This is a genomic window from Desulfogranum japonicum DSM 18378, from assembly GCF_000429945.1.
In the GTDB taxonomy this organism is placed as follows: domain Bacteria; phylum Desulfobacterota; class Desulfobulbia; order Desulfobulbales; family Desulfobulbaceae; genus Desulfogranum; species Desulfogranum japonicum.
The window spans coordinates 71,089-85,605 of the sequence record NZ_AUCV01000017.1; the positions used below are offsets into that span (position 1 = coordinate 71,089).

General features: G+C 45.2%; 14 protein-coding genes and 1 pseudogene. 6 read left to right on the forward strand and 9 right to left on the reverse strand.

From position 1 onward, the window contains the following. Positions 1 to 14 precede the first annotated feature (14 nt). Complete coding sequence (locus G493_RS0109230) at positions 15 to 1,424, reverse strand: FAD-dependent oxidoreductase (RefSeq protein WP_028580145.1); 1,410 nt, start codon at positions 1,422 to 1,424, stop codon at positions 15 to 17. A gap of 285 nt (positions 1,425 to 1,709) precedes the next feature. After that, positions 1,710 to 2,294, reverse strand: coding sequence for a TetR/AcrR family transcriptional regulator (locus tag G493_RS0109235; RefSeq protein WP_028580146.1), 585 nt, complete (start codon positions 2,292 to 2,294; stop codon positions 1,710 to 1,712). A gap of 210 nt (positions 2,295 to 2,504) precedes the next feature. Here G493_RS0109235 and G493_RS33965 point away from each other — a divergent pair, with 210 nt between their 5' ends. Beyond that, positions 2,505 to 2,753, forward strand: coding sequence for a hypothetical protein (locus tag G493_RS33965; protein WP_205623656.1), 249 nt, complete (start codon positions 2,505 to 2,507; stop codon positions 2,751 to 2,753). A 47-nt stretch (positions 2,754 to 2,800) separates the two neighbouring features. Further along, entirely contained in the window at positions 2,801 to 3,844 is a 1,044-nt protein-coding gene (locus tag G493_RS0109245; protein WP_028580147.1) for a radical SAM/SPASM domain-containing protein, read from the forward strand. 10 nt (positions 3,845 to 3,854) lie between these two features. Here G493_RS0109245 and G493_RS28605 read toward each other — a convergent pair whose 3' ends face one another. Beyond that, complete coding sequence (locus tag G493_RS28605; RefSeq protein ID WP_051309170.1) at positions 3,855 to 5,048, reverse strand: FAD-dependent oxidoreductase; 1,194 nt, start codon at positions 5,046 to 5,048, stop codon at positions 3,855 to 3,857. A 24-nt stretch (positions 5,049 to 5,072) separates the two neighbouring features. Further along, positions 5,073 to 5,207 (reverse strand): NAD(P)-binding protein, encoded by a 135-nt coding sequence (locus G493_RS34630; RefSeq protein WP_084813499.1) that lies wholly within the window; start codon positions 5,205 to 5,207, stop codon positions 5,073 to 5,075. Positions 5,208 to 5,510: 303 nt separating this feature from the next. Between G493_RS34630 and G493_RS0109255 the strand changes: the two genes are divergently transcribed. The 3 genes and pseudogenes from G493_RS0109255 to G493_RS34990 all read left to right on the forward strand — a co-directional run. Continuing rightward, positions 5,511 to 6,113, forward strand: coding sequence for a hypothetical protein (locus G493_RS0109255; RefSeq protein ID WP_028580148.1), 603 nt, complete (start codon positions 5,511 to 5,513; stop codon positions 6,111 to 6,113). A 451-nt stretch (positions 6,114 to 6,564) separates the two neighbouring features. Continuing rightward, positions 6,565 to 6,747 (forward strand): hypothetical protein, encoded by a 183-nt coding sequence (locus G493_RS0109260; protein WP_028580149.1) that lies wholly within the window; start codon positions 6,565 to 6,567, stop codon positions 6,745 to 6,747. 58 nt (positions 6,748 to 6,805) lie between these two features. Further along, positions 6,806 to 7,122: pseudogene (locus tag G493_RS34990) on the forward strand (IS701 family transposase); the annotation flags it as partial. Positions 7,123 to 7,797: 675 nt separating this feature from the next. On the opposite strand, the gene G493_RS28610 reads toward G493_RS34990, so the two are convergent. The 5 genes from G493_RS28610 to G493_RS0109295 are packed head-to-tail and all read right to left on the reverse strand — an operon-like array spanning position 7,798 to position 13,271. Next, positions 7,798 to 8,424 carry an ABC transporter ATP-binding protein gene (locus G493_RS28610; protein ID WP_051309171.1) on the reverse strand — a complete coding sequence of 209 codons (627 nt, stop codon included), beginning with the start codon at positions 8,422 to 8,424 and terminating at the stop codon, positions 7,798 to 7,800. Then, complete coding sequence (locus G493_RS0109280) at positions 8,421 to 9,200, reverse strand: ABC transporter permease (protein WP_035274075.1); 780 nt, start codon at positions 9,198 to 9,200, stop codon at positions 8,421 to 8,423. The genes G493_RS28610 and G493_RS0109280 overlap by 4 nt, the downstream gene beginning before the upstream one ends. After that, positions 9,197 to 10,153 carry a hypothetical protein gene (locus G493_RS0109285; RefSeq protein ID WP_028580152.1) on the reverse strand — a complete coding sequence of 319 codons (957 nt, stop codon included), beginning with the start codon at positions 10,151 to 10,153 and terminating at the stop codon, positions 9,197 to 9,199. Before G493_RS0109285 ends, G493_RS0109280 begins: the two co-directional genes overlap by 4 nt. Before the next feature lie 9 nt (positions 10,154 to 10,162). Then, positions 10,163 to 11,197 (reverse strand): class I SAM-dependent methyltransferase, encoded by a 1,035-nt coding sequence (locus G493_RS0109290; protein WP_028580153.1) that lies wholly within the window; start codon positions 11,195 to 11,197, stop codon positions 10,163 to 10,165. 1 nt (position 11,198) lies between these two features. Beyond that, positions 11,199 to 13,271 carry a TonB-dependent receptor gene (locus tag G493_RS0109295; RefSeq protein WP_028580154.1) on the reverse strand — a complete coding sequence of 691 codons (2,073 nt, stop codon included), beginning with the start codon at positions 13,269 to 13,271 and terminating at the stop codon, positions 11,199 to 11,201. 208 nt (positions 13,272 to 13,479) lie between these two features. Here G493_RS0109295 and G493_RS32015 point away from each other — a divergent pair, with 208 nt between their 5' ends. After that, entirely contained in the window at positions 13,480 to 14,481 is a 1,002-nt protein-coding gene (locus G493_RS32015; RefSeq protein WP_051309172.1) for a helix-turn-helix domain-containing protein, read from the forward strand. The last annotated feature ends 36 nt before the right edge of the window (positions 14,482 to 14,517 follow it).

Below are 14,517 nucleotides of genomic sequence, written 5' to 3' on the forward strand. Positions count from 1 at the left end.
CTCTGTTGTATTTGTTATGCTGCTTCCCTACTTAATTTCTTTTGCTTTGCAGCTTTCCGGAGCTGAATAGCACCATTTTCAGCAGCAAGCATGATGTGGTAAAAGAGGGGAGAAGCTGTGAGAAGTGGATGGGTAGCATATTGCATGGTCGCAAGTTCTTCAGCGGTTGCCCCGGTTTGAATGGCAACGGCAATGGCATTCACCATATCTGCGGAGGATTCACCACCAAGAATGTGCCCGCCCACTATTTTACCGTTATCCTTTTGAAAGAGGAGTTTAGCTTTCATTTCCGTGATACAGTCCGGCAGGCTTGCAGGGTGTCTGTTAGGAGTTGTTGCTTCTCCTATGACAACCTCAATACCTTCATCGGCAGCTGCTTTTGAGGTGAGCCCTGCTGCTGCTATGGATTGACTCCCTACCTTGGTCGCAAAAGCACCTAGCGCACCAAGGTTTCTTCGTTTTGTCTCATCATACAGGTTACTGGCGGCTATCATACCCTCACTGCAGGCAACGGAAGCGAGTCTGATCCCGCTGGTTTTTCCTGTAATAAATGATGTTTTACTTGCGCAATCTCCAGCAGCAAGAATGTCAGGATCCTGGGTTTGCATGTATTCGTCTACCAAAATTCCCTTACGTGGGTCTGCAGAAAGGCCGCATTGGTTTGCAAGGTCTATGTTGGGCACAGCACCAATACTAACCAATACTAAATCTGTTTCCAGCTCAGTGCCATCAGCGAGCCGTACAGAGGTCACCTTACCTTGCCCAGCAATCTCTTTGACACCACTGTTTGTTTTGACTGTAACGCCAAGTTTTGTCAGTTCGTTTTCCGCTTGAATACAAAATTCTTCTTCACAGGCCATCATCAGGCAGTGGGGTAGCATTTCGATGAGACTCACAGTTATGCGGCTTTCCTTCATGGCCTCCTTGCCTGCCATGAGAGCTATTTGCTCAGCCATTTCGACACCTATAAACCCTCCGCCAACAACGACAACATTTTTAGCAGATTCCAATGCCGTATGAAGTTTCTGTAATTTTAGAGGATCTTTTTCAATAACAAAAACATTCTCCTGATCAACGCCTGGAAGAGGTGGGACAAATGGTTTGGAGCCACTGCTGAGAATAAGCTTATCGTAACTTAGAGATGTGCCATCCACGAAAGAAATGCTCTTATTCTCACGATCAACCGCATTTACTTCCATGTATTTGATATCAACTCCCATCTTGATAAAATTTTCATCAGGGATAATGTTTTTTTCAACTCGTTTGAGGGTTCCATAAATATAGGGAATACCACATGGAACAGGTGTTTTAACTACGTGGCGAATAACAGTAACGGATTTTTCTGGATTCCGTTTTCGCAAGGTAACAGCAGCCATGAGACCAGCAGCAGAAGCACCTACAATTGCTACGTCAGTTTTCTTCATTGTACATTCTCCAAAGGTGTGTAGTGAGTGTCCTGGCAGAAACGATTGCTATTCAGCGTACAAATCGGTGCTCGTAAATCCAAATTGTTAAATATTGTTTGAGCTTCATTGCGCTGGTGATTCTGCAAGGGCAGAAGGTAAAATATTGTTAATTGCCAAAATATAAAATGAATGTTCGTTCTATTTTGTACTGCACAATTTTACGTAGTACCTTTTTAGTTAAGGTTATACTAAAACTTTAGAATGAACATTCGTTCAAATATGTCTCAAAAAAATACTCTCACATCATTTTTTCACTGAAGCCCAGGCACAATCCCAGATTTCATCCACATAGCTGGAAAGTGGCCGTTCCAAAAAACAATCCAGATCGAGGCGTATAAGACGAAGTGCTCCTCCAATAAGACTGGCACTGGCGACAACCTGATCCATGTTGCGAATTTCTTCATTCTCAATCCCTTCCCGCACCATCTCCCTGATGATCTCAAATGGAGGGGAAGCACAGATGGATTTTTCTTCCGGCATAAATTCCTTATGCGTTGCGTAAAGCAGATAATGCATTGCATTGGGCTCATTTTCTGCCAGATCAAAGAAGTAATCGATCACTGCCCGACCACGATCATGGAGTGTGTGCCTGGAATCCTTAATCTCTTTTATGGCAGTTTCCATCTCTGTAATCAGATTGCTATAGATGGCTGTTGCAATGGCCTCTTTGTTTTTAAAATAATGATATATACTACCAATACTTACCTGCGCTTCTTTTTGGATGTCATGGACAGACGTATTAAAGTATCCTTTTTCCGTGAACAGTTTGAGTGCTGTTTCGAAAACCAGGGCTTCAATATCTTGTGATCGTTTTTTTCCAGGTGACATGGTACATCCAGTAAATAAGTAGACGTTACTTTTTAGAATGAATATTCGTTCTGGACTGGTGTGTCAAGTTTTTTTGAAAAATTTATCTGCGTTTCAGAAATAATATTTTTATAACATTTTGATATATTTTGTTTATTTTGAGATTGTTCCCTCTCGGGGAGGTTCGGATAAAGTGTCCCCATTCAAAGGGATATAATGAAAAGGCGGTTCATGCGGAATTTTATACCGAGTGTAGATATCATTATCATCATCGTTGGCCTGTATCTTTGTTTTAAAAGCATACAACCTTGGGGCGGATATATTGTGCTTGTCGGTGTTGTTCTTCTTGTTATTCGAATATTTCGAAATGGCGGCTTCACCGGCGGTGGATGGTCTGGCTTTGGTTGCGGAGGATGCTCTGGTTGCAGCGGCTGCTCGTCTGGTGATGGAGGAGGTTGCGGAGGCTGTGGCGGTGATTAAGCACAGTGGGCGCCTTTACCATGCCTATGTATCGCGGTTTATGAGAGATGCTGTCTTGTAACCCGGTTTATTCCAGGAAACATCGATATATTCTGCAATGGCATATTACGGATATCTGCAATCTACGCTGCACTCATTGTTATCAGAATGGGGAGGCTGCTCAAACCATGTCCAGGGTTGGGTTGGAAAAGGTCCTTGAAAAATTCAGCAGCTATATAGGCAACAGAGCAAATGCGTGGGGCCAGATCAATATAGCCGGCGGAGAACCGTTTCTCTGTAAGGAGCTCGAATGGTTGCTACAGCAGATCCACAGCCAGGGGAGGTCCCTTCGATATAGTATTCTCTCCAATGGTACCATTCTTTCATGGGAACATGTCGAAATGTTGCAACGCTATCCTCCTCTATTTATACAGGTAAGTATTGACGGTACAGAGAAAAAACATGACAGCATACGAGGAAAAGGCGCATATCGCAAAGCTGTTCTGGGAATGCAGAAGCTGGTTGCCAACGGTATTCGTACCATCATTTCGTTTACAGCACACCGGACGAATTATAAAGAGTTTGCAGATGTAGTTCAGCTGGGAAAAGATATAGGCGTTGCTAAAGTTTGGGCAGATAGAGTAATTCCCAGTGGAAGGGGACGGGCGTTTGCCGATACTCTTCTCTCACCGGACGAAACCCGTTGGTTTACTTACCTTATCAAATATGAGCAACTCAAGGCAAGGATGAGCCCCTGGTGTTCGACAGAAATAACCAGTAACAGGGCCTTGCAGTTTCTTTCCTTTGTTGATCCTCCATATTCGTGCTCAGCAGGAAAAAATCTTGTCGCCCTGCTACCAAACGGAAATCTGCTCGCCTGTCGAAGACTGCCCATTGTGCTGGGCAATATACACAGGCATTCTTTTGCAGAAATTTTCGAGAATAACCCTCTGGTCAGTGCATTACATGAGACGCAGGAACCTTCTGCTGGGTGTGAACAGTGCTTTTTTGCGAAGTTTTGCAGAGGAGGCTTACGTTGTTTGTCCTATGCCGTGTATGGCTCTCCAAACAGAGCTGATCCAGGATGTTGGAGAGCTCGAAATAAAAAATAAACATACAGAGTTACTGTTTAAGCGCTTCCCGCGCGGCAATGACCATTGGATCCCAGACATTTGCAAATGGAGGAGCATAGCTCAGGTCCAGATTGAGCATGTCTTCCAGGGTAAATTCGGCATGCAGGGCCACAACCAGTGTATCGATGCGTTTTGCCGATCCCGGGCCGCCAACTATCTGACCACCTAGAATTCTTGCCGTTTTTCTGTCAGCCAGAAGTTTGACGGTAAGCGGAGCTGTTTCCGGATAGTAGCCTGGCAAAGTACGGGCATCTATTTCACTGCTGACAAAATCAATGCCTGTTTTTTCAAGCGTACGTGTATTCAGCCCTGTACAGGCGCATTCCGTATCCTGAAATTTGGTGATGGCTGTCCCCAGAACACCAGGAAAAGTGGCATCCCCTCCACCAATGTTAATCCCGGCTGTACGTCCCTGTTTATTTGCTGTTGTTCCCAGAGGGATGTACACGGGCTGTCGGTTTATAAGGTGAATGGATTGACAGCAGTCGCCTGCAGCCCAGATATCAGGAGCACTGGTCTGCATGTGCTCGTTGACTTGGATACTGTCTGCTGGGCCGAGTTGCAGCCCGGCGTTCTGCGCAAGTTCTGTGTTGGGGGTAACCCCCATGCCAAGGATAAACAGGTCAGCCGGGATGGTCTGCCCACCGGCAATCACGGCGCGGGCCTTGCCTTTGTCTATTTCGAACCCTTTAACACCTGCTCCTGTCATCACTGTAACGCCATGACGCCGGATGCCGTCGGCAATTCTCTTGGACATGGAAGGATCAAAGGCATGCATGATGTATGCGCTACGCTGCAGCATGGTTACCTGAATGCCTCGCAGAAGCAGGGCTTCGGCAATCTCAATGCCTATGTATCCTCCTCCAACTATGACAGCGTGTCTGACCTGTTCCCTGTCCAGATATTGTTTGAGCGCTATACCGGAAGCAAGGCTCTTGATTATATGCAGGTTATCGAGTCCTTTTGCTTCAGCAAAAGGTTGTACAGGTCGTGATCCTGTTGCCAGGAGCAGGTGGTCGTAGGATTCTGTCCTTTCAGTTCCTGTATCCAGGTCAACGACACAAATGGATCTATTATGGGGATCTACAGATGTCACACGGTGTCGAAGATGGACATCGATAGCATAACGTTCTTTAAAGGTCTTCGGGTCCCTGGCAATCAGTTTGTTGTGATCATCGACCAACCTGCCGATGTAATAGGGGAGTCCTCAGGCAGCATAAGAGACATGCTGCCCCTGTTCAAAGACCGTAATTGCCAGATCTGGATTACCTTTTCTTGCCTGGGAGGCGCCACTCATTCCTGCAGCGTCGCCACCAACAACGACTAAATGTTTACCGGACATTGGATACCTCGTGGATGCAAAGAATATTATGTTATTGTGTAGAGTATAATCATAATAATGCGGAAATAAATATTTGTAACACTATTTTATGATTGAGGATGGTAAGTTGACATGGAGCTATAAATCTTCTTGTTGGTCTCTATACCAATTATTCAGGATGGGTATCTTGTCAAAAATTAGCTTGATTGTGAACTTGCATCTTTTGTCTTAATATCAATTAACTATAATTATTATCAGTGATATAGTGCTGTAATTCGTAGCCTGCAAACATAATCATGCTTTCAACTCTTTTAACGAGGTTTTATGAAAAAACGAATAGAGGATCTACTTACTAGAATAAGAGAGTTGGAAAATGAACTATCCATCGAACTTGAAAATGAATTAAGTGAAATTCAAAAACGATTCGAATACACTGTAGAGCGAGGCAGAGTTCGTTTTCGTAATGGTGCTCTCGCCACCCAAAAAGCTTTTAAGAAGAATCTGTATCGTTTTTTTCTTGATTCAAAAATCAGCTTTATTCTCACATCCCCAATTATATACTCGGTTCTCATCCCGCTATTATTCTTAGACTTGTTCCTGACAATTTACCAAGCTCTCTGTTTCCCTGTTTACCAAATTAAAAAAGTCAACAGAAATGACTATGTCACAATTGACAGGCAACACCTTGCTTATCTGAATTTTGTGGAAAAAGTAAATTGTATGTACTGCGGATATGCTAATGGGCTTCTTTCATACGCTTTAGAAATTGGTTCAAGAACAGAAGAATACTGGTGCCCGATCAAGCATGCTAAAAAAGTACGGGATACGCATTCCAGATATCATGGATTCTTGGAATACGGAGACGCAGAAGGGTATAAAAACAAATTAGACGAATTCAGGAAGCCCAAAAAAGAGCAAGAAGCATAAGACCGTTGGCATAAATATATTTGTAGATGATCACGGGGTTAACAACACTGATATTTCAGTTACATATATTTGGCTTGCCTGTCATAATAAGAGCCATGAGTGTGACAATCCAAGATAACTTATGGAAAATAAATGAAAAACGTGCAAGATAAGTGATGGAAGGGTGAGGAGTCCCCTCACAGAGCTCGCAAATACTCAAAGGGTGCAGCTGGTCTATATTAAAAAAACACTTTTCTATCTGACTATAATTGCGGGATTTTGAAAAAGGCATTTTCAGCAATTTGTTAAAAATGGCGATTTTAGGCATTAAAATACAGGTGTTGACAAATCATGAGAAAACGATGTTGTGTATCATGTTAATTTTCCTTGTTTTCTTTTCTCCCTGTTTTTTAGGAAGACCGGCTACACCCATACTCAAAGAGGGCTCCTGCCTAAAATACTAAGGCAGCAAATGTTACCAGAAATACTTCAATCAACTAATCTCTTTCATACCCTCCACCAGATAGATATTGATCTGGCTGCTCAGCAACAAAAGCCGGTTGCCCTTTTTGCGGTGGAACCTTGCATTATTCCAACTACCAACGCAAGCCCCGTTGAGGGCCCGATTTTCCTGCAAGCCGCTGCATACGGTTAAGTCTTTGCTGTAGTGAAGAAAAAAGTCGTCGTCGAACCTTGCCGAAATCAACTCAGTTTGGAAGATTGAATCGGGCTTTAAGGAAATCAAGTAGGAGATCGACAGTTCGAAATCGCAGACTCGAAATGATGCTGTAGAGAACCATCTCAACTTTTGTATGATGGCGACAACGCTGACATGGGTTTATGCGGCTCAACTGCAAAAGACACCCGATCGCAAATATAAAGTTCGCGGCCGTTCCGGATTTGCATTTTCCGATGTCCGAAGAATTATAGCCGAGGCCGTATTGAGCGAGGATTTTCAATGGATTTGCCCGTTGCCGAAGCAAAAGACGTAAAATTTTTTGTCAGAACACTGCTACGCATGGTCGCGTAGGGGAACCGCTATGGGTGCTGAGGTAATTTCCTGGAAACTTTAGTAACATGATACACGACTTTGTTTTCTCTTAATTTGTCAATACCCGTGTTTTGACGCCAAAAATCGTCATTTTTGACAAATTACTGAAAATACCTTTTTTCAAAATTTCGTAGTTATAGTCAGATAGAGGAGTGATTTTTTTCATATAGACCAGCTGCACCTGGGGGTGAGGCCAACTACAAGGAATGATTGGCGCATCTTTGGTCCAGAGCAGAATATAGTCGAAAACCTGACCTCAATCTAAAGGCCGAATAAGGTGGTACGATAAAGTTGCTTGAAGCATTTGTTGAGCTTGGGATGAGATATCCTGGCAACACCTGTAAGTTTGTCCAGACACGGCTGGTAATCAAGGTTCTTAACCAGGAAGTCTCCGGCATGTTCTATCACTTTTCTATCTTTCGGGTAAATTTTGTGGGGCAATAACAACTCCGGTGTCACAAGCCTGCCATATAAAATGAAAATGGTTGATTAACTGCTTACGGACAGCCTCTCGTTATTCCCTGTTTTCAAACTGATCAACACCAATCTCCACTTCAGTAAGATTTATCACAACACTCATCCAATGAGCAATTACTGCGACGTCGTCGCCCTCATATCACCCATCGTATTTGTTGAAACTCCTCAGATTCAAGATTATCCCATGGGACAATCAACTAAGCCCTGACCGGTAAGTGTATAAACAGCACAGGTGCCGTTGAGCAATTCCTTGGTATCATGGGTCACATGGACGATTGCAGCCTGCAAATCTTCAAATATGTTTTCCAAATAGGAGCGAATTGATAGTCGCAGGTTTGGATCAAGCCCGGTGAAGGGTTCATCTAGCAGGAGTAACTCTGGTGAAATTGAGACGGCACGACAGATGGATACCCTTTGTTGCATTCCCCCGGATAGCTCATCCGGATAGTATGATTCAAAGCCTGATAACTCCATCTTTTCCAGTAACTCATCGGCACGATGAAGAGCCTTCTTGCTTGAGTATCCAAGCGGATGCAGGGCTAGGGCAATATTATCCCTTGCGCTATACCAGGGCAAAAGCCGTGGCTCCTGAAAGACATAACCTACTCTGGACGTCCCTATGACTATTTTCCCGCCACCTGGCTTAACCAGCCCTGCCGCAATTTTCAGCAGGGTTGATTTCCCCTGACCGCTCGGACCTATGATGCCGATGATCTGCCCCTGCTCAAGGTATAGATTCACATTGGAGAAAAGGCTCTTGTCAGTGTATGATTTAGACAGATTCTGAAACTGCAGGATTTTCATATACTTTTCCAGACCAGCTTATTTGCCATGGGACGAAAGAGGAAAAATTCCAGCCCTCCGGCAATAGACATGCTGATTAACGCCAGAGCATAGAGCTGTGGCGTATCAAGAACTGTTCTTGCGATGGCAAGGCAATGCCCTATCCCTTCATTAGCACCAAGTACTTCAGCCAGAATAACTACTCGAATTATGTTGCCTACAGCGACCACCAGGGCGGAGAAAAACGGCCCGGCCACGGCCATGACGTATATTTTTAATAGTGTGGCTATCATCCCGAAGTTGTAGACGCGGGCGACTTCAAGCAGTTTTTTGTCAACCAGCAGCATGGCATCGGCAACGTTGATATAAATCACAGGTGCAGCCAGGGTTGCCGCAATACTAATGACCATGACGCTTCCCATCCCAAACCATAACATAAAGACAACAACGACCACCACTCCCGGAACAGTCATGAGCATCCAGCGCAGCGGATCGAGCATGGTACGGATTTCAGGAACCAGCCCGGCAATCATGCCCAAACCAACCCCTATGATTACAGCAAAAGACAACGCACCGGCTACCCTCCCCAAGCTGACCGCGCAATGTTGAATCAGAAAGGATTGATCCTGTGACAACTTGAACCCAGCCCACAGGGTATCCAATACCGATGCTACCACCAGGCCGGAATGAATCCGGGAGGCCAACTCCCAGGCCATCAGTAAGAGCAGGATACCGATTGCTCTAAAAATAAGACGGCTGGTGAATATTTCCCGTTGTGTTTCTCTTTTGAAAATCATTCACTTTCACCAGGAAACAAACCGGCTTCAGGTAGTTTACCGCCGATGGAGTCTGGAGATTGTTCATACATCCGTTCAAGGAAAAAATAGGCGGCATCAAAATCAACTTGAGAACTCAGAAGCTGAGCAGCAACAATGTTAGTTTTCAGTTCAGAGAGTTGAGCAAAAATGGCGGGGAATTTTTCCCTGGCAATTTTAATGGTTTCAGCAGGATGTTCACCAATCCAGATACGTGTTCGGTTAAATAAATCGATCAGTTCCTCTATATCGTCTGTCCGACGACGTTGGCCTCCAAATACCGAGAGTGCACTGACATAGAGAGGGGTGCCGTTAAATTTCTTCTCCCAGGCCTGGGCAAGATTGAGATTCTTTGTCAATAGAGGCTGACCGTTCACACCAGATTTTTCCTGAGCCATGGTTGCTGCCGGCTCTGCCAGCAATGCATGGTTTGCTTTACCCAGTAATAGTCGATTAACCGTTTCCAAAGGACCGCTGGTATGGACTTTGGCCAGGTCTGGGAGGTTCTTGTCATACACTGCGTTAAAGACGAGTTCCGGCATTTCTTTATGACCGAAAGGAAATAACAATGTTCCCTTTAAAGGCAATTGCCCGGAAACAGTTTGATTTGAAACAACCCACAAGGGTGTTTCAAATAACCCGGCAATGCTGACAGGTACTCCTTTATTATGGAAGGTAGCAGCACCTGATACCGTTATGATACTCGCGTTCACCTTTTTACCGATTATCAGCGCTCTTGCCTGACTGGGAGAATGCCAGGGAATAAAATGCACCTTATCCGGAACCTGATCGGCCAGTACCGCAAAAACCAGGCTTTCCATTACCGGAGGCCCTGAGATAGTAAATTTCCCAGTAGTTTCTGCCCCGGTTACTCCAGATTCTCCGCATAGCAAAAAAGCAAAGAGGAGAAATAGAGTTTGAAGATAGGAGTTCATGGCCCCTCCCTATGGTCTTGCCACAACCAGCTCGGCCTGCCCTGCCGGTAGATTGAGCATTTTAGAGTCTACCCAGCTGAAGCCCACCGATTGCAGGTCTTCGGCTATTTCTCCTTTTGAGAAAGAAACATTTTGTCCTTCCAGGGCCAGAGAAAGTCGTGAAAGAACGATATTTGCTGGTGCAGTCTGTTCACAGGTAAGCCCCTCATGCAGACAGACAAATACGCCTTTATCAGACAAAGCATTTTTGAGCCGGGTAAAAAAGGAAACCCTGTCTTTGACATAGTAGAGATTATGGCTGGCCCAGATAAGATCATATCCATTCCCTAGATCAATCTGGTTATAGTCACCGGCTAATAATGAGACCCGATCAGCCAATCCCTCTTTTTTAATTTCCTTTTCGGCAAGAGTGATAATAGCCGGGAGATCGAGCAATACCCCAACCGCTCCAGGTTTTCTCTTGAGAATCTCTGTACCGATGATTCCAGGGCCGCCCCCAAGATCGAGAATTTTTTTAACTCCAGCAAACTCAGGTAGCTCTTCAACCAGGTCGGCACAAATAGCTCCCATCCCCCCTCTTTGGTACGCGGCTAAATGCTCAACGGCTTCTACCCATTTAGCTTCACTGTTCAAAACCTGTTCAGGCGGCACTTCAGGGGGACCTTGTGTTATGATTTCAGCGATTTTAGGGAGATTCTTATGTTGCATGCCCTTCATGTTCTTTAACAAACTTCCCATGTATACCGGGCTTTCCTTGTGGAAAAAATCCTTTCCAAAATCCGTGTTGAAATATCGCCTCTCCTTTTTCTCAGCAAGCCCCAACGCAACTACACCATCAAGAAAATACATGAGGGCTGATTTTTCACCCTTGATATCAAGCTGCTTTGCAATCTCATCAAGCTCAGAGTTATCAGTGAGGATCTCGGTTATATTAAGTTCAATCGCAGCTTCAAGTACTGCCAGTTTTACCGGGGCTGCCAGTAGGTCAAATATCGGTGCCATGGATGGGTATGGCACTCTGGCTGAGCGCAGTATGGTTTTCATTTTATATCCTCCAGTTTAAGGTGAGGCCAACGGTCAGTGGCTTGCCATCTTCCAGCATGGTCCTTCCCATTGAGTCATCCACCTTCTTGTTGGCATATTTTTCATCAAAGAGGTTCTTGCACCAGAGTGAGATATCCCAGTTTTCCATGGTATATCCGGCCTTCAGGTTGACTAGGGCATAGCCGTCTTCCTCCAATGCATTTGCTGCGTCAAAGTATTGGGTACCGTTCCATGAGACGTCGGCAAGACCATAGAACCCATTGTTCCAATAATAACTTACCCCGATATTGGCGGTAAGATCCGGAGCCCAGGGAAGCTGGTTACCGCTGTAGTCAATGGCCTTACCATCGGCAGTGCCTATCCATTCATCAACCTCTGTGTAGGCGTATCCCAGCCCTCCAAAAATCTCCATATTCTTTAAAGGCATTGCCCTGAATTCAACTTCAACGCCAGTGGTATGAGCTTTAGCAGCATTGGTAAACTGCCATGCACCTACACCGCCGGAGACTTCCTCCCGTACCTGTTTATCATCAATGTCAGTATAAAAGATGGAGAGATCTGCTTGCAGCCGATTATCCAGAAACCTTGTCTTAACACCTGCTTCATAGTTCTGAGTGTATTCCGGATCGTAAGTAAAGGTGTCGTTGGAGCTTGCGGAATAGTAATTATATCCCCCTGATAACCAGCCAGTTGAATAGGTGAGATATCCTTCGACGGTATCATGAAAGGTGTAGATCAGTGCTGCCGTCGGCAACAACTCGGTCTCTGACAAATCCTGATCAAAGATTATTGTCTGCCCGCTGCGGGTTAAGTCCTGGCTCCCGGAGGAGTCGTAATGATCTAAACGCAAGCCTGCCGTAGTCTTTAACTTGTCAGTAAGTGCCCAGCTTATCTGACCAAAAAGGGCAACATTGTCAAAATCAGATTCTGTTATCCTGGTATTGGTTATTGCTGGATTCACGTGGTTCAAGGCCCAGTCATTGTCCAACTTTTCTATCCCGGCATAAAGACCGCCAAGCCATTCAAAAGCCGACACCGCCCCGGTCAGTCTTAACTCCTGACTCCAGATATCCTGTTCCAGATCCATTTCCGTGTATCCAAAACTGGCCTGGCTGCGATCAAAATCGAAAATCATTCCATAATCTGTACTCTGGTGAGCGGTAATTGAGGTTAATTCCATATCGGTAAAAGCATATTTAACGCGTAGAGTTTGGCCGAGGTTATCCAGCTCTGCCCTGTCCTCTTCGTTACTTGAGACTTCATAGGCATTGGTTGCGTATGGCCCCTCCTCATAGCGCATATATGCAATACCGTAATCCCGGTCCAGCCCGTCCAAAGAAAATGAAACATCCAGGTCCCGGGTTGGCGTCCAGCGTAAAACACCTCTTACGGACAGGTTTTGCTCGTCGGCGACATTATTCTTACCAGTTACAGCATTTTCCATATATCCCTGGCTATCCATACCGGTGGCAGTGATTCCGAAAAAAAGAAGATCCTCAACTAGGGGGCCACGCGCAGTTGCCGCACCAGAAAAAGTCTCATAACTTCCACCCTCAATATATCCTCGGGCAAAAAACTCGTTATCCGGTTCGGGAAGAACGACGTTTATAACGCCGGAAGAGCTGTTTTTTCCATACAGTGTTGATTGAGGCCCCCTCAACACCTCTACTCGTTCAACATCAAAAAAGGGTTGTGACTGCATATATGAGAGAGGATAGGCCACATCGTTAATATAAAGGCCCATGGGAGAGACTAGGGCGGTATCGATGGTGGAAATCCCCCTGGCAACAAAAGCATTGCCGGAGATAGATTTTTTAAAGGAGAGGTTGGGAACAAAACGTGTCATGTCCTCAGTTGTCCGCACTTCATGATTTTCCAGAAACGCCCCGTCTTTCACCGTCACGCTTGCAGGGACCTCCTCAACGGCGGTTTCACGTTTGGTGGCTGTCACTGTGATTGTCTGAAGCTGAAAGCCGGTGGTCTCCGGTGCGCTCTCAGCATAGACAGGAAGAACTGGAGCGGAGATAACGAGCTGTGTTATCGGCACGCTTAGTACTAAAAAATGGAGTTTCATAGGTTGCACCTATCTCGGAAGAATTCTTCTCTCTGGCCGATGGGCCTCGATTTAGGTCATACTTAAATCCGATGAAGCGCAAAATGATATCATCAGCAGAACAATAAAGAACATATCCAGAACGGTTTCTGTCATCCCACTCTGTATCTGCTGGCGAAAAAAATTAGAAGGTGCTAAGTTTACATTGAGTTGCACAGAGGAGATATAGATGCTTTCCAAAGTCCTGATAAAAAATGGTAATGGGGACTATGTTAATTACAGTCCTGCCGATAATGAAAAGAGGGGTGCAAACCTTGGCGAGGTCATCCGTCCGCTGCCGGCTGATAAAGGAAAGGGGTACTTTTCAACTATCTTAATCAGAAAGGAGCTGGAATTTGGGGTTAGTCGCTGCAAATTTGATGAGGATTATTCAGCAAAGGTAACCTGGCCCAAGCCATCTGTATGCTTTGGTTTCTGTATTTCCGGCCAAACCTTGTCCTGGAATTCCTGCCATCCAACCCAGGTAGCCATGACTCCAGGTAACTCATATGTCCATTTTTTTGAAGATCCTGTTTTGGAGCGCAGAACAAGTGGAAGACAGGATTTGCAATCGCTCGTTATCCGAGTTTCCCCCGAGTACCTTCTTGATCTTCTCGATCCAAACCGGAGGACTGATGCGCAGTCCCACGGGCAACTGGTAAAAGGCTTGAGGCGTGGCAGTCTTTTTTTCGAGAATGTGATAACACCTGAGATGAAAGCTGTACTCTTTCAGGTTTTCAATAATCCTCATAGTGGGCAAGTTGGGAGGATATATCTGGAAAGTAAGGCCCTCGAGTTGATCGCTTTCCAGCTTGAACAGATGGCCGGCGTACCGGATCAACTAAAGAACCCCTTTATGTCAGCAGAAGATAAGGATTCTATTCACTACGCCCGTGAGCTGCTTATAAATGATCTTCAGTTTCCCCCTTCTCTAACCAAGCTAGCAAAGCAGGTCGGGATGCCCCACACCCGCCTCAACAGGGGTTTTAAAAAAGTCTTTGGATGCACGGTCTTTGAATATTTACGAAAAGAACGACTGTTGCACGTCAGAAAACTTATTGAAGAGGATCCAGTGGATTTAACCCGGATAGCGCTGGAATCAGGATTTTGCAGCTCCAGTCACATGGCAACTAGCTTTTACAAAGAATACGGGATCAAGCCTTCAGAGTATCGCAGGACTCTTTGCAAGTGAATTGAGCGTACTGGAAACTTGTTAAAATATCATGAT

What these genes read in the sequence shown, in the direction of transcription:
- G493_RS34630 (WP_084813499.1), bottom strand. Translation starts at nt 5,207, where the DNA reads ATGTCCGGTAAACATTTAGTCGTTGTTGGTGGCGACGCTGCAGGAATG.
- G493_RS0109290 (WP_028580153.1), bottom strand. Translation starts at nt 11,197, where the DNA reads ATGAAAACCATACTGCGCTCAGCCAGAGTGCCATACCCATCCATGGCA.
- G493_RS0109280 (WP_035274075.1), bottom strand. Translation starts at nt 9,200, where the DNA reads ATGATTTTCAAAAGAGAAACACAACGGGAAATATTCACCAGCCGTCTT.
- G493_RS32015 (WP_051309172.1), top strand. Translation starts at nt 13,480, where the DNA reads ATGCTTTCCAAAGTCCTGATAAAAAATGGTAATGGGGACTATGTTAAT.
- G493_RS0109285 (WP_028580152.1), bottom strand. Translation starts at nt 10,153, where the DNA reads ATGAACTCCTATCTTCAAACTCTATTTCTCCTCTTTGCTTTTTTGCTA.
- G493_RS0109245 (WP_028580147.1), top strand. Translation starts at nt 2,801, where the DNA reads ATGCTGTCTTGTAACCCGGTTTATTCCAGGAAACATCGATATATTCTG.
- G493_RS0109255 (WP_028580148.1), top strand. Translation starts at nt 5,511, where the DNA reads ATGAAAAAACGAATAGAGGATCTACTTACTAGAATAAGAGAGTTGGAA.
- G493_RS0109230 (WP_028580145.1), bottom strand. Translation starts at nt 1,424, where the DNA reads ATGAAGAAAACTGACGTAGCAATTGTAGGTGCTTCTGCTGCTGGTCTC.
- G493_RS0109235 (WP_028580146.1), bottom strand. Translation starts at nt 2,294, where the DNA reads ATGTCACCTGGAAAAAAACGATCACAAGATATTGAAGCCCTGGTTTTC.
- G493_RS0109260 (WP_028580149.1), top strand. Translation starts at nt 6,565, where the DNA reads ATGTTACCAGAAATACTTCAATCAACTAATCTCTTTCATACCCTCCAC.
- G493_RS33965 (WP_205623656.1), top strand. Translation starts at nt 2,505, where the DNA reads ATGCGGAATTTTATACCGAGTGTAGATATCATTATCATCATCGTTGGC.
- G493_RS28610 (WP_051309171.1), bottom strand. Translation starts at nt 8,424, where the DNA reads ATGAAAATCCTGCAGTTTCAGAATCTGTCTAAATCATACACTGACAAG.
- G493_RS0109295 (WP_028580154.1), bottom strand. Translation starts at nt 13,271, where the DNA reads ATGAAACTCCATTTTTTAGTACTAAGCGTGCCGATAACACAGCTCGTT.